Annotated in this window: 23 protein-coding genes and 1 tRNA gene; 9 read left to right on the forward strand and 15 right to left on the reverse strand. The window is 57.3% G+C overall.

The features are described 5' to 3' along the window. Positions 1-309: 309 nt before the first annotated feature. Entirely contained in the window at positions 310-684 is a 375-nt protein-coding gene (locus ACR0LF_RS15170) for a hypothetical protein (RefSeq protein WP_480580878.1), read from the reverse strand. A 91-nt stretch (positions 685-775) separates the two neighbouring features. On the opposite strand from ACR0LF_RS15170, the gene ACR0LF_RS15175 reads away from it, so the two are divergent. Beyond that, positions 776-1,534 (forward strand): alpha/beta fold hydrolase, encoded by a 759-nt coding sequence (locus ACR0LF_RS15175; protein WP_480580880.1) that lies wholly within the window; start codon positions 776-778, stop codon positions 1,532-1,534. On the opposite strand, the gene ACR0LF_RS15180 is transcribed toward ACR0LF_RS15175, so the two are convergent. The 6 genes from ACR0LF_RS15180 to ACR0LF_RS15205 all read right to left on the reverse strand — a co-directional run bounded on the left by ACR0LF_RS15180 (position 1,535) and on the right by ACR0LF_RS15205 (position 10,247). After that, on the reverse strand, positions 1,535-1,720 hold the full coding sequence (locus ACR0LF_RS15180; RefSeq protein WP_480580882.1) for a hypothetical protein: 186 nt from the start codon (positions 1,718-1,720) through the stop codon (positions 1,535-1,537). Between the two features lie 93 nt (positions 1,721-1,813). After that, positions 1,814-2,191 (reverse strand): rhodanese-like domain-containing protein, encoded by a 378-nt coding sequence (locus tag ACR0LF_RS15185; protein ID WP_480580883.1) that lies wholly within the window; start codon positions 2,189-2,191, stop codon positions 1,814-1,816. A gap of 79 nt (positions 2,192-2,270) precedes the next feature. After that, positions 2,271-3,623, reverse strand: coding sequence for an HlyD family type I secretion periplasmic adaptor subunit (locus ACR0LF_RS15190; protein ID WP_480580885.1), 1,353 nt, complete (start codon positions 3,621-3,623; stop codon positions 2,271-2,273). A gap of 2 nt (positions 3,624-3,625) precedes the next feature. Continuing rightward, on the reverse strand, positions 3,626-5,848 hold the full coding sequence (locus ACR0LF_RS15195) for a type I secretion system permease/ATPase (RefSeq protein ID WP_480580887.1): 2,223 nt from the start codon (positions 5,846-5,848) through the stop codon (positions 3,626-3,628). A 38-nt stretch (positions 5,849-5,886) separates the two neighbouring features. Next, the gene (locus ACR0LF_RS15200; protein ID WP_480580889.1) at positions 5,887-7,827 is read right to left on the reverse strand and encodes a type I secretion protein; all 1,941 of its coding nucleotides are present in this window, start codon (positions 7,825-7,827) and stop codon (positions 5,887-5,889) included. 131 nt (positions 7,828-7,958) lie between these two features. Beyond that, a complete protein-coding gene (locus ACR0LF_RS15205; RefSeq protein WP_480580891.1) occupies positions 7,959-10,247 on the reverse strand; it encodes a hypothetical protein in 2,289 nt (762 codons plus the stop codon). 764 nt (positions 10,248-11,011) lie between these two features. Between ACR0LF_RS15205 and ACR0LF_RS15210 the strand changes: the two genes are divergently transcribed. Beyond that, positions 11,012-11,602 carry a response regulator transcription factor gene (locus ACR0LF_RS15210; protein WP_480580893.1) on the forward strand — a complete coding sequence of 197 codons (591 nt, stop codon included), beginning with the start codon at positions 11,012-11,014 and terminating at the stop codon, positions 11,600-11,602. After that, on the forward strand, positions 11,595-12,092 hold the full coding sequence (locus ACR0LF_RS15215) for a hypothetical protein (protein WP_480856426.1): 498 nt from the start codon (positions 11,595-11,597) through the stop codon (positions 12,090-12,092). The genes ACR0LF_RS15210 and ACR0LF_RS15215 overlap by 8 nt, the downstream gene beginning before the upstream one ends. Positions 12,093-12,248: 156 nt before the next feature. On the opposite strand, the gene ACR0LF_RS15220 is transcribed toward ACR0LF_RS15215, so the two are convergent. Further along, positions 12,249-12,335 (reverse strand) — tRNA-Leu (locus tag ACR0LF_RS15220). Positions 12,336-12,486: 151 nt separating this feature from the next. Here ACR0LF_RS15220 and ACR0LF_RS15225 point away from each other — a divergent pair. After that, positions 12,487-13,143, forward strand: a complete 657-nt coding sequence (locus tag ACR0LF_RS15225; protein ID WP_480856427.1) for a hypothetical protein — start codon at positions 12,487-12,489, stop codon at positions 13,141-13,143. A gap of 357 nt (positions 13,144-13,500) precedes the next feature. Here the strand turns inward: ACR0LF_RS15225 and ACR0LF_RS15230 are convergent, their stop codons facing one another. After that, positions 13,501-13,767 carry a DUF2312 domain-containing protein gene (locus ACR0LF_RS15230; RefSeq protein WP_171177687.1) on the reverse strand — a complete coding sequence of 89 codons (267 nt, stop codon included), beginning with the start codon at positions 13,765-13,767 and terminating at the stop codon, positions 13,501-13,503. A gap of 151 nt (positions 13,768-13,918) precedes the next feature. On the opposite strand from ACR0LF_RS15230, the gene ACR0LF_RS15235 reads away from it, so the two are divergent. Continuing rightward, a complete protein-coding gene (locus ACR0LF_RS15235; protein ID WP_480580898.1) occupies positions 13,919-14,137 on the forward strand; it encodes a hypothetical protein in 219 nt (72 codons plus the stop codon). 9 nt (positions 14,138-14,146) lie between these two features. On the opposite strand, the gene ACR0LF_RS15240 is transcribed toward ACR0LF_RS15235, so the two are convergent. Beyond that, positions 14,147-14,362, reverse strand: a complete 216-nt coding sequence (locus tag ACR0LF_RS15240) for a hypothetical protein (RefSeq protein WP_480580900.1) — start codon at positions 14,360-14,362, stop codon at positions 14,147-14,149. Between the two features lie 243 nt (positions 14,363-14,605). On the opposite strand from ACR0LF_RS15240, the gene ACR0LF_RS15245 reads away from it, so the two are divergent. The 4 genes from ACR0LF_RS15245 to ACR0LF_RS15260 are packed head-to-tail and all read left to right on the forward strand — an operon-like array spanning position 14,606 to position 16,804. Further along, positions 14,606-15,469 carry an MBL fold metallo-hydrolase gene (locus ACR0LF_RS15245; RefSeq protein ID WP_480580902.1) on the forward strand — a complete coding sequence of 288 codons (864 nt, stop codon included), beginning with the start codon at positions 14,606-14,608 and terminating at the stop codon, positions 15,467-15,469. A 34-nt stretch (positions 15,470-15,503) separates the two neighbouring features. Beyond that, a complete protein-coding gene (locus ACR0LF_RS15250) occupies positions 15,504-15,932 on the forward strand; it encodes a YeeE/YedE family protein (RefSeq protein WP_480580904.1) in 429 nt (142 codons plus the stop codon). Next, entirely contained in the window at positions 15,932-16,363 is a 432-nt protein-coding gene (locus tag ACR0LF_RS15255) for a DUF6691 family protein (protein ID WP_480580905.1), read from the forward strand. Before ACR0LF_RS15250 ends, ACR0LF_RS15255 begins: the two co-directional genes overlap by 1 nt. A gap of 9 nt (positions 16,364-16,372) precedes the next feature. Then, entirely contained in the window at positions 16,373-16,804 is a 432-nt protein-coding gene (locus ACR0LF_RS15260) for a protein tyrosine phosphatase family protein (protein WP_480580906.1), read from the forward strand. A gap of 3 nt (positions 16,805-16,807) precedes the next feature. Here the strand turns inward: ACR0LF_RS15260 and ACR0LF_RS15265 are convergent, their stop codons facing one another. The 5 genes from ACR0LF_RS15265 to ACR0LF_RS15285 all read right to left on the reverse strand — a co-directional run bounded on the left by ACR0LF_RS15265 (position 16,808) and on the right by ACR0LF_RS15285 (position 22,714). Then, entirely contained in the window at positions 16,808-17,902 is a 1,095-nt protein-coding gene (locus ACR0LF_RS15265; RefSeq protein ID WP_480580908.1) for a FliM/FliN family flagellar motor C-terminal domain-containing protein, read from the reverse strand. Between the two features lie 78 nt (positions 17,903-17,980). Then, positions 17,981-20,659: an ATP-binding protein gene (locus ACR0LF_RS15270; RefSeq protein WP_480580910.1), complete on the reverse strand. Its 2,679-nt coding sequence runs from the start codon at positions 20,657-20,659 to the stop codon at positions 17,981-17,983. After that, positions 20,659-20,967: a hypothetical protein gene (locus tag ACR0LF_RS15275; protein WP_480580912.1), complete on the reverse strand. Its 309-nt coding sequence runs from the start codon at positions 20,965-20,967 to the stop codon at positions 20,659-20,661. The genes ACR0LF_RS15270 and ACR0LF_RS15275 overlap by 1 nt, the downstream gene beginning before the upstream one ends. After that, on the reverse strand, positions 20,964-21,344 hold the full coding sequence (locus tag ACR0LF_RS15280) for a response regulator transcription factor (RefSeq protein ID WP_480580913.1): 381 nt from the start codon (positions 21,342-21,344) through the stop codon (positions 20,964-20,966). Before ACR0LF_RS15280 ends, ACR0LF_RS15275 begins: the two co-directional genes overlap by 4 nt. A 77-nt stretch (positions 21,345-21,421) precedes the next feature. Next, positions 21,422-22,714: a helix-turn-helix domain-containing protein gene (locus ACR0LF_RS15285; protein WP_480580915.1), complete on the reverse strand. Its 1,293-nt coding sequence runs from the start codon at positions 22,712-22,714 to the stop codon at positions 21,422-21,424. Positions 22,715-22,910 lie beyond the last annotated feature (196 nt).

Below are 22,910 nucleotides of genomic sequence, written 5' to 3' on the forward strand. Positions count from 1 at the left end.
ACGGCCTGGCCGCCAATGGCGAAGACGGCAACGGCGCGGTCGAAGCCAAGGTCAAAGCCGAAGTCGCCGAACTCTGCGCGCGCTTCCCTATATATCCAAACCTGTAATCGGTTCGGAACGAATGAAAATGGCGCCTCAGGGGCGCCATTTTTTTAAATCTACTCGGGCCAGTACAAATCCCGCGCCCGAAATCCGCTCAATCCATATTGACGAATGCAGGATTCCGCCGCCTCGCCCAGTTGTTCACGCAACTGCTAACAGCCGATTTGAACCACGTTCAGGCCTCATCGCATAGTCCAGAACCCAAGGTCAGATCAAGCCGCGCCACCACAGAAAGACCAGCAGTAGTGTTGTCAACGCCAGCAAGTTGAATGCCAGTCCTCCCAGCAGACCAAGGAACCACCCCCATCTGCGATCCGCCAGATTGATGGAGCTCAGATGGGCCTGCACCACGTCGGATGCCTTGACCAGTTTGGGGTTATCCAGAACCAGCCTCAATTTGGGATGCGCTGCCATCGCCTCGGCCCGGGCCAGAACCAAAGCCTGTTTGTAGACACGGCGCGGCAGGCGGCGTTTGGCCTTGCGGATCGATGCCTCAAGCGTCTTGTCGCGCACCCCGAGCTTTGCGCGCAGCAACGCCACCGTCTCGGTGATCCTGGTCTGAATGTCTTTGTCCTGCGACATGGGCGGCCTCCTGCGGCGGCAATCTAGCGCCTGCTGCATAGACCCACAATGGGGCTGGCTGTTTCCGGCGCTGGCTAGTATCACGCAATACATGCTGAACACGATCGTACATGGTGATCCGACCGCCCGACCGCCCCTTGTCATCGCACATGGCCTTTATGGATCGGCCCGGAACTGGGGCGTGATAGCCAAACGGCTCTCGGACGAGCGGCAGGTTGTGGCAGTGGATATGCGCAACCATGCCTACAGCGCTTGGGATGCGTGTCATGATTACCCCCATCTGGCGCAGGATATCGCTGAAGTGATTGAGCAAATCGGCGGCAATGCCGATGTGCTTGGTCATTCGATGGGTGGCAAGGCGGCGATGACGCTGGCCCTGCAACACGGCGGCTTGGTGAACAAACTGGTGGTCGCCGACATTGCACCGGTGCAATACACGCACACACAGATTCAGTTCATCGAAGCCATGCGCGCCGTGGATTTTTCGCACGTGACACGCCGTTCCGACGCCGAGCAGCAACTGGCCGAACTGGGCGTCGAGAAGGCTTTGCAAAGCTTTTTCACTCAATCGCTGGACGTAAAGGAAAAGCGCTGGTTGCTGAATCTGGATGTGCTGGCGGATCAGATGCCAAACATCATGGGATTTCCAGAATTGGACGGCCAGTGGGATGGTCCGGCGCTTTTCCTGTCGGGGGGGGCGTCAGACTACGTCCTGCCGGAACATCGCGACAAAATCCGCGCCCTGTTTCCTGGCGCGCGGTTTGCCAAAATCCCAGGCGCCGGGCATTGGCTACATGCCGAAAAACCGCGCGAATTCGAAGCTGCCGTCAGGACGTTTCTGAACGCCTGATCACGCGCCCTGAAAGAGCCGCTTGGCCACCATCCAGGACGCCGGCGCGGCAACTATGGCACCAGCGGCAGCAGCACCAACAATTGCGCTGACGGACACCATTCCGGCCGACAACACGGCGATGACGGCCGAACCAGACAGGGCAGTTGCAATCAGCGAATATAGCATAGCGGCAAGGCGAAACATGGCCGGTAGTTCCTTTTGATAAACTCCGGCCAAATATTTCACGATTCGAATGTGATACGCTTTGATTTGTGTCAGATACAGAATACCTCTGCGTCAGGAATTAGCGATCTCACCGCCGCCATTCACCCAGTCGGCCAAACCTCCTAGGTTGTAGACCTGCTGATACCCCATGTCCTTGAGAAGCTTTCCGGCCAAGGCCGCACGCCCACCCGCCGCGCAATACATAACAATAGGACGATCCTTGCGCAGTTCCGGGTCGTGAGATTGCAGCGCATCATCTGCACGAAACTCCAGCATACTGCGCGGGATATGATGCGCCCCGACAGCGCGACCGGTGGTTTGCAGTTCATTCGCATCGCGAACGTCCAGCAACAGGCCGCCCTGCTCGATCAGAGCCTTCGCCCGAGCCGTATCGATCCGTTCGACCACGGCATTTGCGGCCTCCATCATGTCCTTGACCGTTACCGGCATACAACTTCTCCTTCACGTCACAGCGCAAAGGCTAACATGCAATATTCGGAAGGTGTAGCCGCAACCGGGTCCAACCGCGTCATTGCTCGCGAAACGCGCGCGACATACTGTCTGTCACCGGTTTCGCAATATAGGCGGCAAAGGTCCGCTCTTCAGTCTGGATCATGATTTCGGCGGGCATTCCGGGCGTCGGGACAAACCCGCTGACGCGTTGCAACTCATCCGGAGTCAGCGAGATGCGCGCAAGATAGACTTCTTGCGGAACGCCGGTCGTTTCTTCAAGCAGTGCGTCGGCTGAAATATAGAAAACCTCGCCGTACAGAACGGGGGTCGTGCGCTGGTTCAGCGCGATAAGCCGGACGGTGGCGGTCTGACCTGTGATCACGCTGTCAATTTCGGTACGGGGGATTTGCGCCTCGATAATCAATGGCGCATCCGCAGGCAGGATTTCGGCGATCGGCTCACCCGTTTCGATAACACCGCCGGGCGTGTGGTAATGCAGCCGGACCACCGTTCCTGTCACCGGCGCACGCACCACTGCGCGGTCCAGAACACTGCGGGCCTGACGGGATTTTTCGCGCACACTTTCCAGATCGGCTTCGATCACGCCCAACTCATCCAGCGCGGCTTCGCGATAGGCAGATCGGGTGCGCGTGATCTGTTCTTCGTATTTCAACAGCATCTGATTGATTTCGGCAGCTTCGGCCTGCAAACGGGCCTGTTGCCCTTCGGCTTCGGCCTGTACGCGTCGGATGGTGTTCAACTCACCTTTGCGGACAAGGCCTTTTTCGAACAGCTGACTCTTGGCCTCATATTCTTCCTGCAGAATATCGGCCCGCCTGGTCATGCTGTCGAGCTGAGCTTCAAACCCGCTTGACCGGATTTTCAGTGCTTCCATGTTGCGCTCCAAAAGCGCCACGTCATTCAACAACGTCTTGCGCGACACATCAAAGCTGAGCTTTTGTCCATCGAGAATAGCCATGACTTCGACATCGTCGGACGCATCGATCAGGCCCTGAGAGAATACCAGACGGTCCCGTTCCCCATACTCCGCCAACAACCGTTCGGTCATGGCCTGAAGACGCAGTTTGCGGATAAACAGCTCGCGCTCATTGGCCTGGGCCGAGGTCTGGTCCAGCGTCATCAGCACCTGACCGGCCTGAACCGACTGGCCTTCTGCAACCTTGATATCTTCGATGATACCGCCTTCAAGATGTTGGACAATCTTGTTGCGACCCGTCGCGACAAAACTACCCTGCGCAATAACGGCAGCGGCTAGTGGGGCGCTGAAGGACCAGAGACCGAAGCCGCCAAAACACACAACCAGCATGACCATGCCTAAGACTATCAGCCGGTTGATCGAGCGCGGAACCTCGGCATACCAAACTTCCGGTTCATTGGCAGAGTTCTTCACAGGTACGAGGTCATTCATGGTCAGCCCCCCTGCTGGCCTTCAATTCCGGTCTGTTTGCGCGGCGCGTTGATCTGCTGCAGAACCTGATCGCGCTGTCCGAACAAGGCCACGCGCCCGTCGGTCAGCAACATGATCTTGTCGACCGCATTCAACAGCGTCGGCTTCTGCGTAATGACAACCACAGTGATCTTGCTTTCGCGCGCCTGTTCAATGGCACGCGCCAGCGCCTTGTCCCCGGCGACGTCGAGGTTCGAGTTCGGCTCATCCAGCACAACCATTTTCGGGTCGCCAAAGAAGGCCCGCGCCAGTGCGATGCGTTGTTTCTGCCCACCCGACAACGGCGAGCCATCGGCGGCCACTACGGTCTCATATCCCTGCGGCAGGGTTGCGATCATGTTGTGCACGTCGGCCAGAACGGCAGCGTCGTGGATCTGTTCGTCGGTGGCGTCCGCCCGCATCCGGCCGATATTGTCCTTGATCGTACCGGGGAATAGCTGAACGTCCTGCGGCAGGTAGCCGATGCTTTCCCCAAACTGGCGCGGGTCCCAATTGCGGATATCCATCAGGTCGAGCCGTACGCTACCCGACGTGGGCAGAATGGACCCGACAAGCGTTTTCCCAAGCGTGGTTTTGCCCGCGCCGGAATTGCCGATGATGGCCAGCGTTTCTCCGGGGATGAGCGAGAATGTAATCCCGTTCAGAACCACGCGCTTGGTTCCACCGGGCACATAGAGCAACCGTTCCACATCCAACCGACCTTCGGGGCGCGGCAGGCGCAGTTTTTCGTATTGCAGGGCCGAGGTCGACAGCAACGCCTTGATCCGCCCATAGGCTCCGCGTGTCAGCAGGTAACTGTTCCACCCCTCGATCGAACCTTCGATAGGCGCAAAGGCACGTCCCGCGATGATCGAAGCAGCAATCACCATGCCACCCGTGATCTCGCCTTGCAGGGCCAAATATGCACCCCAGCCCAGAATACCGATTTGGGTCAGCAGACGAACCCCGCGCGAGATTGCTGCGAAAATCACGTTGCGGTCCTGCGCACGCACCTGCCATGTCAGCGATTGGGCGGTGTCGCGCCCCCAGATCCGAACAGCTTCGGGTATCATGGCCAGTGCGTTGATGATCTGACTGTTGCGCGACATCGAATCCAGATGCAGGTTCGCCATGGATTGCGCCTTGTTCGCCTTGGCAAACGGTTTGGCGGTCATTTTCTGGTTGATCAGCGCAATCGTCATCAAGATCAGCGCGGTAACCACGACGATCATGCCCAGTTGCGGGTGAACCAGGAAGATCATCAGGATGAACAGAGGCGCAAAGGGTACATCCAGAAACGAGATCAATGTGCCCGAGACCAGAAAGCCGCGCAGTTGCTGCAAGTCCCCAAGCGTCTGATACTCGCGCCCGTTTCCATGCAACGACGCATGCGCGGCCGCGCTCAGCACTGGCGCACCCAACCGGGCCGCCACCTCAACGCCGGTTCGCATGAGCATAAACCGTCGCACTGCATCAAAGGCCGACTGAAAGATCACCGCCCCGGCGACGATTGTGGTCAGCATGATCAGCGTATCCAGAGACCGGCTGGTCAGAACCCGGTCGCTGATCTGAAACAGGTAGATCGGGATTGCCAGGATCAGGATGTTGGTGGCGCATGTCAGCACCAGAACAAACGCCAGATTACGCCAGATCGCCCGGGTCGAAACGCGCAGGGTACGCTGGAAATCTTCGGGCGGGGTGCGTTTGTGGAAGGTTTGGGGTGGCCCGTTCCCATCACCGCCGCCGGTCTTCGTTTGCAGCAGTGGCTGGTTTGCCTTGGCCTCGATCGTGGTGCCCATGCCGTTCTCGCCGGATGCGCGCGCAGAGGGGGTCTTGCGCGCAGTCGATTTTCCGGCGGATGCCGGATCCGGGCCATCAGCGGCGGCCACCCCATCGCCACCACCCGCCGGGTCTTTGTCTTGCGCGGGCTGCGGCTGTGCGCGCCGATGGGGAGTATCGGCGCGCCGTTGTTCGCGTGAGTGTTGTTGGTCTTCGGATGACTTAAGCTCTGCGGTTTCAACCGTCTGGTTTCGATCTGGTTCCGGCACGCGCATCTCCTGCGTCAGGTGCAGCCGTGTTTTCACCCGCGGTGCCCGTGCCGTTTCGCCTACTCCACCGTCAGCGCTCTGACGCTGCGGGCCCAAACCGCCTTGCCTGTCCAAAGGGCTGGAAAAGAGTGGACGGCGCGACGAGAATACAATCGACATCTACAAACCTTCTGGTCACTCGGTAAAAATTCGGGAAGTCAGGCCAGCAAGGTTTGCAGGCCGTCATCTTGCGTTTCTGTCTCGGTGGGTGGTGCGTTCAGTGCCGTTGCCGCATCGGGTTGCGGGATAGACATGTCATCCATGATGGCAGCGATTGCCTCGTTGGCCATCGTGGTGATTTCTTCGTTATCAGGAACGTCGATCAGGCTGGCCTGGTGCAACAGAAGATCGGAATAAGATCCGTCAGCAGCCATGATGGTCGAATCCACACCCATCTTTGTCAGGCTCGCGCTGTTCAGCAACGCGTTGCTGCCTGCGACAACTTCGGTCTCGGCGGCATGAGGGCCGGACAGGTCAATTTCATCCTGATCCAGCATCTTGGTGACCTGTTCAAAGATGTTCACCTGCATCAGATCCCCGTCGATCTTGAGCACTCGCAACTGCTCCATCCCGGCGAACATGGGATCGTTGAGCAGCGCATCCTCCAGCGCGTCCATATCTGATTGCTGAAGCGCCATGGCGTCAGAAAGGTTCTGCTGCATGTCCTGATGAACATCTTCGCCTATCGTTTTGACAGTCGCTTCATTCATCAGCAGATTTGCATCCTCCCCGGCCATCTCTCCGGGTGTTCCGCCGCTGATAATATCGTCGTCCATCAGGGCAATGGTCTGATGCAACAAATCGACGGAAATCATGTTCCCACCGACCATGATCAGATCATAGAAGCTGCCCAGTTGCACGATATCGGTGATATTGAACAACTCGTTATCGCCCAGCGCATACAGGGTCGATGCTGCCGAAATCTCGGTCTGGATGTTGTCGATGTCCGTGGCGTCGATGACTTGCTTGACGAAGTTCGCCACAACCAAATCACCGTGTACCCAATCGACAACGACGTAGGCGGGTTGCTCGTCGGTGCCTGAGGTATTTGCAAGCCACGGGGCCTCTCTGCCTTCGACTTCGATTGTCGACGTTTGAATCACATCAGTGCCACTGCCCGTACCTGGTGCGCCCACATCCCAATCCGACACAACCGCAACCTGGCTGATGGCCGTCAGGCTGATCGCCTGCCCACCGACAGCGATATAGGGGGCATCAACCCACCCGACGGATGCAGCGACCGCATTGATCGCAAGGTTGCCTCCGGTCACGACCATGTGTCCATCGTCAAAATCGGGATCCTTGGATTGATCCCATTCCTCCGGAAGCACAACCTCTGCTTCGTTTTCGCCTGCTTCTTCGGGCTGATGGAACGCAGGCAGAAGATCCTTCCATACCGGCGCCTCGGCCACGTATTCGCCATTGACGATCACACCCATCGCGTCATCGCCATGGAACTGATGCACCGTAACGCCGTCCATTTCCGCAATTGCCGGGTTCAGCATCGACTGGGCCAGCGCCTCGACCATTTCAACCGATTTGTAATCCGCGAGTGAAAATGACGGGGATGCCGTGGCATGGAACGACAGCGCCATCTCCAGCATCTGTTCGCCTTCTGCCATCAAGGCCTCGGTGTCGCGAAAATCCCCTTCACCGACCGTATCGTTGTCGTTCATGACGACCTTTTGCACGGTGTAGGTCATTGCCGACCCTAGTGGCACGGTATCTGGTCGCAAGATGATCAGCTCGGCGCTGGAAGACGGGCCGGATACGGTATCCGGAACAAATCGTACGGATTCTGCGCTGTCGCCATTTAGAATAATGACGGATTCATGAACGGGCCCAATAGGTGTGGACGGCAACGGCAGTTCGGGTTGAGAAGGGATGAAATTGAAGGGCAGAGCCTTATACTCGCCCGCGGGGATGTCTAAATCCGCCTTGATGTTAATCGAAGCGGGTTCCTCCAGTCCTTCAACTTCGGCTTTTCGCCTCAGAGCGGTGAACTCCTCGTACTGATCTCTCAGCCGGGCCTGTTCGATCGTAAGCTCAAAAGTTCCAACAAAATGCGCGATCGTTTCCGTAATACTGTCAAGGGCCATGTTGGTTATCCTTTTTTCCCGCCGCGGCCTGAAATTTCCGCTTTGGGGTCAGATGGGCCGGGGCCGCGTTTTACGGCCCCGGCGTTTTCAAAAATTTGCGGGGCTCGAAAATGCGAGCCCCGCTTTGTGACTTATACGTCCGTGTCGTCACTTGCAGACGAGACACTCATCGAACCACCAACCATGGTCGTATCGACTGAGTTACCAAGAACATTGGCACCCATGATGATCGACTGGTTGAAGGCCGAGGTGTCGACCACTGCGGCAGCCGAAGCATAGGACTCGCCGGTCACGATACCATCGCCACCATTGTTCGCGCCCCAGGCACCGCCATTGCCGCCAGCGCCGCCGTCACCTGAATAGGCACCTGCCGCGCTACCGGCAGAGATCATGCCACCCCAGGTGTCGCCACTGGTTGCGGTGCCCATCGAGCCCCCGCTGTTTCCACCGTTCGAAGCGGATGCGCCGCCAGCACCACCGGCACCTGAATCGGCTGCACCAGTTGCGTCGCCCGATCCAGCCGATGTGGCATCATTGTCCGAGCTGCCCGCACCGCCGTAACCGGCGATTGCATCGGCCATACTGTCAGCGGAACCGTTCGTGTCGGCTTCTCCGAAGATATCTGCGGCTCCACCTCCACCTGCGGTATTGGCGGCATCGGCAGATCCGGCACCGTTACCGGTAGACGTGGATGTCGGGGTGGTGGTGCCACCTGCTCCGCCGTCACCGTCTGCTGCCGATGTTCCGGTTCCCGCTGCATCCGCTGCGCCGTCGGCCGTATTCGTACCGCCGTCACCGCCACTGCCGTCGGTATTCTGGTCAGTGCTGGCTGCACCGTTCACGTCGCCTGGGCTCTGATCGATGTCTGGCCCGCTGGCCGACTGATCGCCAACGCCCTGTGCGTCAGAATCCGCGTCTGCGGTTCCACCGGAACCATCGCCGCCCGAGCCATCGCCAGCCGTTCCGTCACCGCCGGTACCATCACCGCCGTTTCCGTCACCGCCGTTTCCGTCGCCGCCTTCGCCAGCTTCGGCATCAACCATGCCCAGCTGTTCCTGCAGCTCCATGATGGCTGCTTCGAGCATCGCCGCAAAACCGCCTTCACCATCACCACCAGTGCCGTCACCGCCGGTACCATCACCGCCTGTGCCGTCACCACCGGATCCGTCACCACCAGTGCCGTCACCACCCGAGCCATCGGCCGAGCTGTCTGCACCGCTGTCAGCGGAGCCTTCCGCACCATTGCTGCCTGCGGTGGCGTCATTTGCTTCAGTGGTGCTGTCGCCACTGTTCGAGGCCGAACCGTCGGTCGATGCATCACCGTCACCGCCATCCGCGCCAGAGGCATCTACAGCGTTATCTGCAGTACCGGTGCCAGTTCCGGTCGAGTCGGAATCGCTGTCACCACCATCGGCGTTGCCGGATGCGTTCGAACCCGAAAGACCCAGACCAAGACCCAGGCCAAACGAATCTGCGCTGCCGCCCGCTCCGCCGGTTCCATCACCGTCGGTGCTCGAGCTACCGTCGTTGTCCGAAGACGAGCTACTGTCAGCTGCTCCGCCTTCACCGCCAGAGCTATCGCCATATGATCCGGCACCAGACAGACCCAAGCCAATGCTTGCGTTGCTTGCTTCGCCGGACGTACCACCTTCTCCACCGCTGGAGTCGGCATCCGCACTGCCGGTATCGCCACCTTCGGACCAGGCCTCGCTACCCGTTGTTGATGAATCGGCTGCGCCACCATAGCTGGTGCCGCCGTCACCCGAGTTTCCGCCCCTGGCGTCTGTGCTGATACCTTCGGCAGCAGAGGCTGTACCGCCGTTGGCGTCGCCATTCTGATTGAAGTCAGCATTGTTCGATACGGTCGGTGAATCGAGCGTATCGTCGTCACTCAGGCTGGCCACCTGGTTGTTGACAGCATTCATTGCTGTACCGGCACCATCCATTGAGATGTCCAGGTTCATGTCATCGCCCGGATCATAGGTCAGATCGCGACCAGCAGTGATCACGTCACCCACTGTCGCTGAATCGCCAAGATCGAGATCAACCTGATCATCGTCGCGCGGAATCCACTCGCCGCCACCAAAATCGATATTGATTGCGTTGTTGTTGGAGTTGTCGTTGCTGTCATCGCCGGCATCAAGCGTCTGAGACTGATCCTGACCTTGATCCTGACCCTGGTCCTGGCCCTGGTCCTGGCCTTGATCCTGACCCTGTTCTTGACCTTGGTCCTGACCCTGGTCCTGGCCCTGATCATTAGAGTTGTCTACATTCTGGTCCTGCTGTTGCTGTTGCGCTGTCAGGTCGGCCTCGACGAGAGCCTCATCTACCTGAATTTCAACATCCACCGGAGCATCCAGATTTTCGACATTAATTTCGTCGACGGTCGTTACATTGGTATTGTTTACATTACGTCTCATAACAAAATCCCATTTCTGGAACGCCAGACCGCCATTCATCTACAAAGCGGCATCAGGCGTGATTGAAACAAAAACCCACACGCAGCGACAAACGCGCTGAATGCGGTCTATGGTCGTTTCTTTGGGGCCACCTCCTTTCCCGGCTAAGCCGAAAAACGCGACCGCTCTCAATCAATGCTGTAATACGCAAGGTTGCGGGCGCGTCAGGAACAGACACTTCGACAATTGAAGCCCGGTCATGTTTGCAGCGACTCCGGCTCGCGACTAGCTAACTGAAAGTTCAGTTGCATTTATCATACTGTTTTTATTGTTTATTTTAGCGATTCAGTAATTTACTGACGGGTCGAAGAAGAAAGTTCTAAACAAAGAAAGTCTCAAAAAAATTAATGCAATTGTTTCCAACAGTTACACAAAAACAAATGAAAAAACCTAAACGATAGTTCTATAACTTTGCTGCTCGAACTATACCGTCTGGTTGTGGAAATTCACGTTTTCAGCTACACTAAAACGTACATAATTCTTTGATTAGTTAACTATTTTCACCCGTCTAATACTTTTTAAAAACGCTATTTCCGGTTAACCCCATTTTGTGAGGGAACATAATGAGTGTGTCTTTGAACAATGGAACTGCCGATCAGAGTCTTTATTCACAGGGTTTTTCGATTGCTTTCCTTGGAAAGGAATTATTCTACTCAAATCAAACCTTAAGAAGCGTCCAGACCGAGTTTGGAGTCAGCGCCCTGCGCTTCGAAACGCTCGAAGCAATGTGTGAACATGTTCCCGGCGGCGAAAGGATCGTCGTCGTAGATCAAATGCTGATCGAAGATCTGTTGGCACGCCCTACGGCCTATACCGAAAGTACAGGATCCGGCTGTCTGGCCTTTGCCTATCGCAAAGAGGAATCGGCCCGGCACATGTTCGAAAATTGGGATCGCCCGCAATTCGGAGACGTTGGTTTCTTGCCGATGAACGTTGCGCCGGACGCATGGCGTGCCATTCTCAGGTTGCTGATGCACGAAGAACTGTACCTTCCCAGCTTTCTGGCCGACTGTGTTTCGCCCCCGTGTCAGAGCGCGCCAGAATCCCCTAGGCTGCCCGAGCCTGCTGCACCGAACGGCGTTGACCGACACGCCCAATTCTCCAAGCTGACGCGTCGTGAGAAACAGGTTCTGCAACTGGTCTCGCAAGGCAAAAGCAACAAGCTGATCGCAGCCAAGCTGGGCATCACGGAACACACGGTCAAGCTTCACATGCACAACGTTGTCGGCAAGATCGGTGTCAGCAACCGGACTGCCGCCGCTCATTTCTATTTCGAGGTTGCGCCTCATGAGGCGCAGCAGACCGCCTTTGACTGATCCGTTCGAAGTCCGGTTTGACCGCCTGATCCTTTTGGTCGGCAGGCTGAACTACATGTGGACCAATACCGAAAGCCTATTGATCCACCTGATAGCCGGCCTGACCGAAACGTCGAAAGACGTGGCGGTCATCATTTTCCTGACATTGAACACAACACGCGCGCGTATCGATCTGGTCGAACGTCTGGCCAAAATGGAAGGTCGCCCGGCCGAGGTCCGCGACCCGATCCTCGAGCACACACAACGGCTGGCCAAGCTTTCGGGCATTCGCAACAAATACAACCATTGCATCTACTCCTTCGACCCGGAAAGCGGAAACCCGAAAACAATCCTCATGCGGATTGCCGATCGCAAAACCGACATCAAACTTGGCCGCGAAGATACGGTCGATGACGAGGCCCTGCGCGAGATCGAAGCGATCGTTGATCGGCTGTCAGCGGCCAACCGAGACATTTGGAAACTGATCCGCCAATTGGGGTATCCGGTTTAAGTTGCGCCCGAAGCATTTTTTCAATGTAAAAAATCGCACATTCGGCAAAACCCGCGCAGGCCGATGCAGATTTTTCAGGTGTCTTTGATTGGTGCGGGCGGTGGGACTCGAACCCACACGGGCATACGCCCTTCAGATTTTAAGTCCAATTTGGTGTGGTACGGACGACGGGACTCGAACCCGTAAGCCATTGACGGCGAGGGATTTTAAGTCCCTTGTGTATACCAATTCCACCACGTCCGCATGTCACTCTGTCACCATTGTCACCAGTTTTGTCACCAACGATGGCACTTGCGCCAATTACCCAACTTTTTTCCCGTTAGCCAGAGCAATGTTGCTCATTAATGCCAAGAAATCTAACCTGCAATTTCATCGTTAGTATTTTGGAATGCAAATGAAAACTGAAAGTCGTGAACCAATGCTGCCCGATTACTCCATAAGCATTGAGGTTGAAGGAAAAAAGCGCAAGCGGATCAAACTAGATCTTTCTACTGTTGAGACCGCGATCCTCGGTGAACTCACGGCGAACTGGGCTTACCTGGAGCACGCGATTTTTGTAGCCACAGCGATTGCCGCCGAACAAGCTGGCGTCGGTTTACCTGCCGACGCAGTACATGACTCCTTCAAAAGGAGGTTCAAAGCGTTTCAGGAAATCCTCAATAAGCACCGGTCGAAAGTTGAATATTCATCAGTACTCCAAGGATTGGTCAGCAAAATTGCCAACCTTCAAACACATAGGCACAGGATAACTCACGGAATTTGGTCATACTCCAGGGGCGACGCTCGAAAAATTATCGGTTCGAGCTTTCGTCCGGGGCGAGAATTTGAACATCCCTATGATCACAAACGATTAGTCGAGCTTGCTGACGAAATTGCGGAAGTCAACTTTTGGCTTACATACCCTAACGGCGAATGGCTTCCATCTGGCTCGGAAAACTACGCCTATGTTCACCGCTCGCTGCTCATGCCTGATGAGGACAGAGAACGTTTGTATCCAGAATTTAGAACGTTTACTGCTTCCCCGTTCGTAAAAAAAGACGAACAAGAATGAACCAACTGGTTCCCGAAATATCCCGTATTGGAGTCACTTCCGGAAAGAAAAGAGTTAGGATTGCGCAGACTCTTCTTTAACCTTTTTGTGCATCAATCGAACTACTTAGCTCAAATTTGATCCGGTACACATATCAGATCTGTTCAGATTTTAAGTCTGATATGTCTACCATTCCATCACGCCCGCACGGCGCGGCCCCTTCGGGCCCTGCAATTTCCTTACAAGCACAACGGAATGATAACAATGTGCTTTGATGCAGCTGAGCCAGGAATTTGCGGCTTGAATGCAGGCAACCCGACCGGACGACTGCTCGCCTGCGCGAAAAGGGAGCGGCCTTGCCCCTCCCCTGTTCAGACATCACATGCCCAGCGCTTCTTTGTACATTTCCAACACAGCCTCTTCCTCGGCAATGTCGTCCTTGTCGCGCTTGCGCAGCGCGATCACCTTGCGCATGACTTTGGTGTCGTAGCCGCGCGCTTTGGCTTCGGCCATGACTTCTTTCTGCTGCTCTGCCAGATCCTTTTTCTCCGCATCCAGACGCTCGAACCGTTCGATGAACTGGCGCAACTCGCCTGCGGTCACGCGATAGTTGGCGGCGGCCTGATCTTCGGTGATGTCTTCCATATGCGTCTCTCCCAAAGGCTGAAAATCTGATGCAGGTTGCCGGATACAGTGCTGCCGCCCGGGTCGCAAGCACCCAATCCCCAAGCGCCCTTGTACGACCTGTTCCGATCCGTTAAGCGCGGGGGCAGTTCACGAGGAAATGTGGGGCACCATGTTCGAATTCATCACCTGGGGCGGTGCGGCCCTGTCTCTGGCCGGGCTCGCCGGTCTGGTCTGGTGTATTCTTCGCGTGATGAAAGCGCGCAAGGCCGGTTTGTCGGATGACGAATTGCGCGCGACCGTTCAGGGCGTATTGCCCTGGAACCTGGCCTCATTGTTCCTGTCGGTCATTGGATTGATGCTGGTCATCCTCGGGATCTCCTTCGGATGACCGTTTGATTCAGATCGGCAAGTTATCAAACTGCGCTTCAATCGCGTCATCACATAATGCGGCGTCCAGACGTCGCAGACGGGACGGCACATGCATCCCCTGCTGTCGCATTCGGTCGACAACCTTGCTAACACTCGGCTGAAGCGCCAAACGCGTTTCCAGGCACGCATTCCTGAGCTTTTGTTCAAGTTGCTCAGCTTCGGAATAAAGACCATTTGCTGTCATAATATCCTCCCAAGTGTTGCCAGTATTCCAGATATAGGTAACGGGAATAAGACCCGAAAAAATTAACCTGGAATTGTGCGGGATATTGCCTGCAAAAATCGTGATTTCGGCAATCCGGCGCGAATGGATTAAAGTTTAAGCCAAATTAATGGTGAATGCCTTGACCGGCATCAAATACAGATTGCCGGTTGTATCACATTCCAATTTACATATATGATGCAAGCAACCAAGACGGAGGAAAAAATGACACCCGCAGTGAAAGCCTTTTTTGACGATCAGACCTTCACTGTGTCCTACGTTGTTCACGAACCTCAGGGGCGTGCCTGCGCCATCATCGACAGTGTTTTGGATTTCGATCATGCCTCGGGGCGGACGGCGACGACGTCGGCAGATCAGATCATCGATTATGTGCGCAGTAACGATTTCAAGGTCGAATGGGTTCTGGAAAGCCATGTCCACGCCGATCACCTGTCTGCTGCCCCCTACCTGCAACAGGAACTGGGCGGCAAAATCGGAATTGGCGCGCAGATCGTTACCGTGCAGGACACCTTTGGCAAGGTTTTCAACGAAGGAACCGAGTTCCAGCGCGATGGCAGTCAGTTCGATGCGCTGTTCTCGGAAGGCGACAGCTTTCATATCGGCCAGATGCGCGGCGATGTACTGCACACCCCGGGACATACCCCGGCCTGCCTGACCTATGTGATTGGGGACGCCGCATTTGTGGGTGACACGCTGTTCATGCCCGATTTCGGAACTGCGCGCTGCGATTTTCCTGGAGGGTCGTCAGCCACGCTGTTCGAATCCATCCAGAAAATCCTGTCACTGCCGGACGAAACACGCATCTATGTCGGACACGACTACAAAGCGCCGGGCCGCGACGAATACGCATGGGAAACGACGGTAGGCGAACAAAAGGCGCTTAACGTTCATATCGGCCAAGGGCGCAGCATCGAAGAATTCGTGGAGATGCGCGACGCGCGGGACGCGACCCTGGCCATGCCGCGCCTGATTCTGCCCTCGCTGCAAGTGAATATGCGGGCAGGACAGATGCCTCCGGCGGATGAGGAAGGTGATGTCTTTCTGAAACTGCCGATCAACAAGCTCTGACGCAGGGCAATTCAGTTCAAAAGGAAACTGCCACATGAACATCGAGTGGATTTTGGGGCTGTGCGGCGGTCTGCTGATTGGCCTGGGCGGCGCTGTGTACCTGCTTGGAAATGGCCGGATCATGGGCGCGAGCGGCATTCTTGGCGGTCTTGTCGACGGCAGTGCCCGCGACACACTGGCCGAGCGGTTGGCCTTCATTGCGGGGCTTATCGGAATGCCGCTGCTGCTGCGCCCGCTGATCGCGCCCGAGGTCCAAACGCATCTGACCCACAATTTGGGCATTGTTGTAGTGGCCGGCCTGCTTGTCGGCGTCGGCACACGTATTGCCAATGGCTGCACCTCGGGTCACGGGGTGTGCGGCATCTCTCGGTTTTCGCTGCGCGGCATTGTGGCCACCGTTTTCTATATCCTCGCCGGGGGCGTAACGCTCGTCCTGCTGCGCCATGTTTGGGGGCTGATCTGATGCGCCTTTTCATTGCTCTGCTCGCCGGATCACTGTTTGGTGCCGGATTGTTGATCTCGGGCATGACAGACACGACAAAAGTTCAGGGCTGGCTGGATGTTTTCGGAAATTGGGACCCGACACTGGCCTTTGTGATGGGCGGGGCCATCCTGCCGATGCTTTTAGCCTGGAGGATAACGACCGGGCGCAAAGCCCTGACCGGCAACAATTTTCCTTCGCCCGCAAAACCTGAAGTAGATCGTCGACTGGTCGTGGGTTCGGTCCTGTTCGGAATGGGCTGGGGGTTGGCCGGACTGTGCCCCGGGCCCGCAATGGCCTCACTGAGTTATGGCGGGTTCGGTGGTTTGGTCTTTCTGGCCGCGATGGCTGCGGGCATGTTCGTGGCGCCACCGCTGAGCGCGCAACTGGACAGAGCTGCAAACGCGGCCTAAGGAATTAGCATGGAGATTCGACCGATCACCCCCCGCTATTCAGTCTCGCCACAGATCACTGTCGAGGACGTCCCGGCAATTGCCGCGGCTGGCTTCGTCAAGGTGATTTGCAACCGGCCCAATGTGGAAGTTCCCGCGATCATGCAATCGGACGCGATCGGTGAAGCCGTGCGCGCGGCGGGTATGGAATACGAGGTGCTGGAGCTGACCCACCAGACCATGACACCAGAGAATGTGCAGCGGCAGCGCGATATGGCCGAAGGCTGCACCGGCCCGGTTCTGGCCTATTGCGCCTCGGGCACGCGGTGTTCTGTAGTCTGGGCGCTTGGCCAATGCGACCACATGAGTACGGACGACATTCTGAGCGCGACAACAAATGCCGGGTATCAACTGGAAAACCTGCGCCCGGCCCTGGACCACATCCGCAGCAAAGCAGACTGATCCTTAATCACTACCGCTGTTTAAATTGGCTGTGTCCAGACCAGCCAATTGCGAAATCTCCGCGACCATACGCTCGGAATCATCCAATAGAAGCTCGCTGTCCACTGGCTCGAACGCCTCAGCCCGAGGCATCAGATCGTCCGCGCTGACAACTGGCTCATCCAGATGATCCTGCGACTGCGTTCTCCCCCTGCTCTCAATAAATTCCTGCGCGTCAGCCCCCGACAAGGCAGGCGGGAGCGCATGTTCGTTCAAACGAACCGCGCGCAGACCGCCGCACTGACCAAGGCGGCCGACGCCCGTTCTTGCCCGGTCGATGGTCAATATCTCGGTTCGGTCCAGTCGAGCACCGCGCAAGGGCAATACACTTCCGGTTTGCATCGCTGACAGTTCGGATAATGGCACCGACATCCGACACAAAACGGCATTCAACTCAGCCCGGACAACGCCTGATGACTGCTCAATTCGCGGCCCGGCTGGTTCCGTGATTTCCTCGGCGTTGTCCAAAACAACAGGATGGTCTGGAAGAAAGATTGCAATTTGCCCCTGCCGAACCCCGTTCGCCAGATCAGCTGTCAGATCAAAGACGCGATAGGCATCCTCGGACATGGCCAACGACAAGCTGCGCGCATCCTCTGCCCGCGCCGAAAACTCAAGTCCCGTCAGCCAAACATGATCGACCGCGGCATCAACCAAACCAGCGGACAAGGTCAGCGCGGCTTCGATAAATGGTGCCACCATGGCCGCGTCCGTGTCGGTGAAGGCCCTTGGGTCGGGGTCGCCGGGCAGCACTTCGCCGATCGTCTGGGTTTGCACAATTGTGGATACCACCTGTGGGTCCAGACATACCGCAGCGCGGCCTTCCGGACCGTCAAACACCAACAGCAGCCAATCCTGACCCATGGTGTCGGCCAGATCTTCCCGAGAGCGGCTGGACTGCTTGGCCCCGATAACCGCCAGGGGCAGGTTCAGCTGGTCGCCCGCCGCCCGTGCAAATCCCAAACGCATCGCCCGCAAGATCGAACGCGGGCGATCCCCCAGGTCTTTTTGTCCGGCAGACAGTTTACGCGCCAAAGCGGCGCTGACGGTTTGTGACATGATGCCTGATCACCAATTGTTCCAGCAACTGGCAACCGGTTTAACGTGCCGAGCGTTACGAAGTTCTTTACAGCCGTGTCACTGCGCAGCCTGCTGAAAGGCCAGCGGCAAGCTGACCCGGAACGCCGCACCGCCCTGTCCGGGCAGATAGGTGATCTCGCCCCCCAGCCGCTGCATGATTTCCCGACAGATGGCCAGCCCCAGACCCGCGCCACCAGCCTTGTCGACGCCGACGCGGGCGAATTTTTCAAACACCATCGAGCGAGCGCCGGGCGGAATACCGCTGCCATTGTCGATGAAATCCACGATGACCCGACCGCCAACATCGTGGGCTGAAATGATCAATACCGGCTCGTCCGCGTCGCAATATTTTTGTGCGTTCGAGATCAGGTTGATGAACACCTGCCCCAACCGGTCCAGATCTGTATGAAGGGGAATACGTTCCGCCGTAAAGGTCCGCCGGACAGTGATTTTCCGGTCGGCCCCGGCCAACGCGCTGGATACGGCACGATCCAGAACCGAACGCAGACTGTCATCGCTGAGGTTCAGGTTGACCTGCCCGTTTTCAAGAACGCTCAAGTCCAGCAAATCGTCCAGAAGCCGGGTCAGACGCAACGCCTCATCATGGATGATCGCGGCATAGCGGGTCTGTTCTTCGCTGCTCAGGCCTTCCGTGTCGCGCATGATCTCGGAAAACGCCCGGATCGAGGTCATCGGCGTGCGCAATTCGTGGCTGACCTGACTCAGGAAGCTGTCCTTTTGCTCGGAAATCTGCGTGAGCTTGGTGTTCGCTTCGCGCAGTTGACGCGCCGTGCGGCTGAGTTCCGACGATTTCTCTTCCAACTGACCGGAGTATTCCAGCAGCTGCGCCGATTCATCCGCCACCGCCAGCAAATCTTCAACCGAAACCGATGATCCCCCCACGATCTGACCGATCATCGCATGCGCTGTCGCCGTGCCAACCGACCCGCTCAACTCTCGTTCCAGACGGTTGAGAAAACCCGGCGTCGGCTCCGGCAGGTGCGAGCGGCTACCCTGTTCTTCTGCCTCGGCCTGAAAGAACGCCTGCGCGGGACCGGTGCCCAGAATACGCTGGGTCATGATCATCAGGTCTTCGCTTTGCGCCACCGAGCCGGACCAGCCCCGGGGCGAGACCGAGTGATCGAACACATTGACGAACTGCGCGCCCTGCAAACGCTCCAGCGGGCTGGGAAAGCTCAGCAGAGAGGCCACGCAAAAGGCAATCGTATTCAGCGACAGCGACCACATCACTGTGTGGACCATGGGGTCGATCCCTTCGATCCCGAACAGAGCCTGAGGGCGCAGCCAACTGAGGCCAAACAGCCCGTTCTGCAACACGGTATCGGGCATCCACGCCCCGCCCATTCCGGGCAACAGTAGCGTGTATATCCACAGCACAAAGCCAACAGTCAGACCAACCAGAGCCCCGGTTCGAGTTGCCCCCCGCCAAAACAGCCCACCGACCAGAGCGGGCAGAATCTGCGAGATACCGGCAAATGCAATCAGCCCGATCGAAGCCAGCGCCGCACCACCACCGGACAGCCGGTAATAGAAATACCCCAACGCCATGATGGCCGCGATTGACACGCGGCGCGCCATCAAAACGATATTGCGCACATCCCCCGAAACCGACCCCGTGCCTTCATGCGTATTCAGCCAGATGGGCATAACCACATGGTTCGACACCATCGTCGACAGGGCCATGGCGCTGACGATGACCATCGAGGTCGCAGACGAAAACCCACCGATAAAGGACAGCATAGCCAACCAGTCATTGCCCTGCGACAGCGGCACAGTCAGCACGAACAGGTCGGGATTGGCACCTTCCGGCAGCAGATCCAGACCAACGACCGCAATGGGCACGACAAACAGGCTCATCAACAGCAGATAAAGCGGAAAAGCCCAGGCCGCGGTTCTAAGGTGGCCCTCATCATCGTTTTCCACCACCATCACCTGAAACATACGCGGGAGGCAGATGAAGGCGGCAGCAGACAGAAAGATAAAGGTCGTCCAGCGCCCGGCATCGACATTCCATTGCCCGATTTCCGAGGCGTCGATCCGCTCCATCATCGGGCCAATGCCACCGGCAACGCCCCACACCACGAACACGCCCACGGCGATCAGCGCGAACAGTTTGACAACGGCTTCCACGGCAATGGCCGTGACCACGCCATGGTGGCGTTCATTCACGTCCAGATTGCGCGTCCCGAAGAGAATGGCAAAAACGGCCAGCCCGGCAGCGACCCAGAATACGCTGGAGCCTTCGCGATACAGACCCGATGGGTCGGCTTCGGCAAAGATCGAAAAAGACAATGTGATCGATTGCAGTTGCAGCGCGATGTAGGGTGTTCCGCCAAGCACCGCCAGAATGGTGACGCATACAGCCAGCGTGTTCGACTTGCCATAGCGTGATGACAGCAGGTCGGCGATTGAGGTCACCCTCTGACTACGTCCAACCCGCACCAGCTTGCGCAATCCCCACCACCAGCTGACCATCACCAGCGTCGGCCCCAGGTAAATGGTGACAAACTCCAACCCGGATCGCGCAGCGTTGCCCACCGCGCCATAGAACGTCCAAGCCGTACAATAAATCGACAGCGACAACGTATAGATCAGAGGTGAGCGCAGCCACTTGCCCCGCCCCGCCGCAGCCATGCGATCAGCGGCAAAGGCCACCGCAAACAGAAAGACGACATAGCCAAGGCAAACCAGGATCAGAACGTTGATTGTGGCCATCACTCTGCGCCCGCGTCACGTTCCTCGCGCGCGCTCATGCGGCGGGCAGCAAGGCCAAAGATCAGCCCGACCAGGATCAACGCGCCCCAGCAGACGAAGATGTAAGACATTGCCGAAGACAAAGGGACGGCCGCATCCCCACTGGATCGGTCTGGCCAAAGCAATGGAAGCGCCAACAGCGCCGCCCCCAAGAAGGGCAAAAGCCGCGCGGCATCCGTCAGCCTGCGGCGGCGATAGCTTTGACGTTCCAGAAAAAGCGAGGACCTTGTGCCCGGCGGTTTGTCCTTGTTGCCCTCGCCAGACATCATAATCGTGTCGCCTGCGCGTGAAGATCCCGCACCGCCGTCAGCACTTCGGCATTTGAAAACGGCTTGGTCATGAAACGGCTGACGCCCGCGTTTTCGGCCATCTCGCGGTCACGCGATTGCCCGCGCGCCGTCAGCATCAAAACCGGCAAGCCTGCCAGTTCTTCCATCTTTCTGATATCCTTAAGAATATCCATGCCGCTTTTGCCTGGCAGCATGACGTCCAGAATGACCAGATCAGGCTGTGCCCCCTGAATCACCTGAACGGCATCCGATCCATCGCCATGCGTATCGACCTGCCAGCCCTCACGGGTCAGCAGGAACCGGATTGCCTCGGCAATGTTCGGCTCGTCCTCGATCAACAGAACCTTACGGCTCATATTTTCATTTCCTCCCCTAACCGGCCTTCCATCCCGGGACCGGTCCCCGTCAGATTAAGCGCTCTGCCGGGAAAGTGTCAAAAACCTTCGCTCAGAATCGACGGCTCGCGGCGGGCTTTGCATGCATCGCTGGGACAGACGCGGCAATTCGGCCCGACCTCGGTGATCGGTGTGCTCTTTGAAACTTCTTTCACCGGACGAATGAGCATGACCGAGCGATAAGCGGGCTCCTGATCGTATCCCGACACCGTATGAGGCCAGGCATAAGCAAAACACTCGAACTCAGCCGAGGCCCGCCCCATCTGAACCACCCGTTTGCGCACGGGAACCAACGGGCGGCTCAATGCCGTAAACAACGGCCATAGCGGACAAACCTCGCCATGTCTTGGCAAGGCAAAACCCGGAATTGACTTGAGAAACAATATACTGCCGGACGCATCGCACAACGCCATGCCGGCGGGTCGCGTCAACCTTTCATCAGGCAAAAACGCAAGCCGTCTGAGCACGGCAGCAACATCAACCGAGAACTGATGCGCCAGTTCAACCGGGTCAGGCTCGCCGTCCTGTAACATCGATCTGAGGGCATCCATCGGCAAAGCCCGCGCATCCGCACGACACATCTTAAGAACCTCACGTGCCACCGTTCGCGCGGCCGGCGTGTTCAGAGCGCTCAAATCAACGGCATCGATATCTTCCCCTTCTTCCAATTCCGGAAACCTGTACCCACGTGTGTCAAAGAAAGCTTCGACCTCCTCAAGCGGAACACCGCGCGGATCCACGGACGAGTCGCTTTCGTCCAGAAATGTCACCAGCGCCTTTGAACTGCCTGCCAACCGCTCTGCATCCTGATGCAGGTTCTTGTGAAATCGCTCGCGCCATTCGGCTTCGATGTCTTCAGTATCCGCAAGAATGGCCGCCGTTGACCGAATCGCGGCCGCGGTGGACAGCACTTCGTGCATAGAAGCCGCCAAATGAGGGTCGTGGGTCAGGCGGTCTGAAAGAATCTCGACAGTCCGCTCAAGCGACACAACCCGGCGATGCATCTGCGCAAGAACCCCGGCCCATCCGGGAAAGCGCCCGGCAAACTCCTCCAACCCGTCCACTTCGGCCTGCTGCCCGACCGCATCATCTGCCGCCTCTCGCAAGGCCGACACAAGTGTCGCCTCAATCCCCTGGGTCAGGACAGAAGGTTCAACCGACAACGCCGACGCAATGTCCACCAGCAACTTGCCCCCGATCCGGCGGCGGTTGTGTTCGATCAGGTTCAGATAAGACGCGGAAATTCCAGCCATTCGCGCCAGTTCTGCCTGCCGCAGCCCTGCGATCTGCCGCCGCTCGCGAATGCGGCTTCCTGTCAACATATCGCGCATATTCGCAATTCTCTGATTTTGATCATCATTTGTTTTCAGAACATACTATAAATTACGGCAAGTTAATCATGGATTTTCAGATCAGATTTACAACTTTCACAGCTTCGGCGGGTAACCAGCGCCGGAACCGTGCCTCTTTGGTTACAAGAAATCGCGTCCCCCCTTCATTTCCGCGTGGTTTCCCGGCACGATATAC

It is taken from the genome of Ruegeria sp. E8, from assembly GCF_056533985.1.

What these genes read in the sequence shown, in the direction of transcription:
- ACR0LF_RS15275 (WP_480580912.1), bottom strand. Translation starts at nt 20,967, where the DNA reads ATGATGTCTGGCGAGGGCAACAAGGACAAACCGCCGGGCACAAGGTCC.
- ACR0LF_RS15245 (WP_480580902.1), top strand. Translation starts at nt 14,606, where the DNA reads ATGACACCCGCAGTGAAAGCCTTTTTTGACGATCAGACCTTCACTGTG.
- ACR0LF_RS15250 (WP_480580904.1), top strand. Translation starts at nt 15,504, where the DNA reads ATGAACATCGAGTGGATTTTGGGGCTGTGCGGCGGTCTGCTGATTGGC.
- ACR0LF_RS15285 (WP_480580915.1), bottom strand. Translation starts at nt 22,714, where the DNA reads ATGCGCGATATGTTGACAGGAAGCCGCATTCGCGAGCGGCGGCAGATC.
- ACR0LF_RS15235 (WP_480580898.1), top strand. Translation starts at nt 13,919, where the DNA reads ATGTTCGAATTCATCACCTGGGGCGGTGCGGCCCTGTCTCTGGCCGGG.
- ACR0LF_RS15180 (WP_480580882.1), bottom strand. Translation starts at nt 1,720, where the DNA reads ATGTTTCGCCTTGCCGCTATGCTATATTCGCTGATTGCAACTGCCCTG.
- ACR0LF_RS15255 (WP_480580905.1), top strand. Translation starts at nt 15,932, where the DNA reads ATGCGCCTTTTCATTGCTCTGCTCGCCGGATCACTGTTTGGTGCCGGA.
- ACR0LF_RS15195 (WP_480580887.1), bottom strand. Translation starts at nt 5,848, where the DNA reads ATGTCGATTGTATTCTCGTCGCGCCGTCCACTCTTTTCCAGCCCTTTG.
- ACR0LF_RS15170 (WP_480580878.1), bottom strand. Translation starts at nt 684, where the DNA reads ATGTCGCAGGACAAAGACATTCAGACCAGGATCACCGAGACGGTGGCG.
- ACR0LF_RS15260 (WP_480580906.1), top strand. Translation starts at nt 16,373, where the DNA reads ATGGAGATTCGACCGATCACCCCCCGCTATTCAGTCTCGCCACAGATC.
- ACR0LF_RS15190 (WP_480580885.1), bottom strand. Translation starts at nt 3,623, where the DNA reads ATGAATGACCTCGTACCTGTGAAGAACTCTGCCAATGAACCGGAAGTT.
- ACR0LF_RS15270 (WP_480580910.1), bottom strand. Translation starts at nt 20,659, where the DNA reads ATGGCCACAATCAACGTTCTGATCCTGGTTTGCCTTGGCTATGTCGTC.
- ACR0LF_RS15200 (WP_480580889.1), bottom strand. Translation starts at nt 7,827, where the DNA reads ATGGCCCTTGACAGTATTACGGAAACGATCGCGCATTTTGTTGGAACT.
- ACR0LF_RS15210 (WP_480580893.1), top strand. Translation starts at nt 11,012, where the DNA reads ATGTGTGAACATGTTCCCGGCGGCGAAAGGATCGTCGTCGTAGATCAA.
- ACR0LF_RS15230 (WP_171177687.1), bottom strand. Translation starts at nt 13,767, where the DNA reads ATGGAAGACATCACCGAAGATCAGGCCGCCGCCAACTATCGCGTGACC.
- ACR0LF_RS15265 (WP_480580908.1), bottom strand. Translation starts at nt 17,902, where the DNA reads ATGTCACAAACCGTCAGCGCCGCTTTGGCGCGTAAACTGTCTGCCGGA.
- ACR0LF_RS15225 (WP_480856427.1), top strand. Translation starts at nt 12,487, where the DNA reads ATGAAAACTGAAAGTCGTGAACCAATGCTGCCCGATTACTCCATAAGC.
- ACR0LF_RS15205 (WP_480580891.1), bottom strand. Translation starts at nt 10,247, where the DNA reads ATGAGACGTAATGTAAACAATACCAATGTAACGACCGTCGACGAAATT.
- ACR0LF_RS15280 (WP_480580913.1), bottom strand. Translation starts at nt 21,344, where the DNA reads ATGAGCCGTAAGGTTCTGTTGATCGAGGACGAGCCGAACATTGCCGAG.
- ACR0LF_RS15240 (WP_480580900.1), bottom strand. Translation starts at nt 14,362, where the DNA reads ATGACAGCAAATGGTCTTTATTCCGAAGCTGAGCAACTTGAACAAAAG.
- ACR0LF_RS15185 (WP_480580883.1), bottom strand. Translation starts at nt 2,191, where the DNA reads ATGCCGGTAACGGTCAAGGACATGATGGAGGCCGCAAATGCCGTGGTC.
- ACR0LF_RS15175 (WP_480580880.1), top strand. Translation starts at nt 776, where the DNA reads ATGCTGAACACGATCGTACATGGTGATCCGACCGCCCGACCGCCCCTT.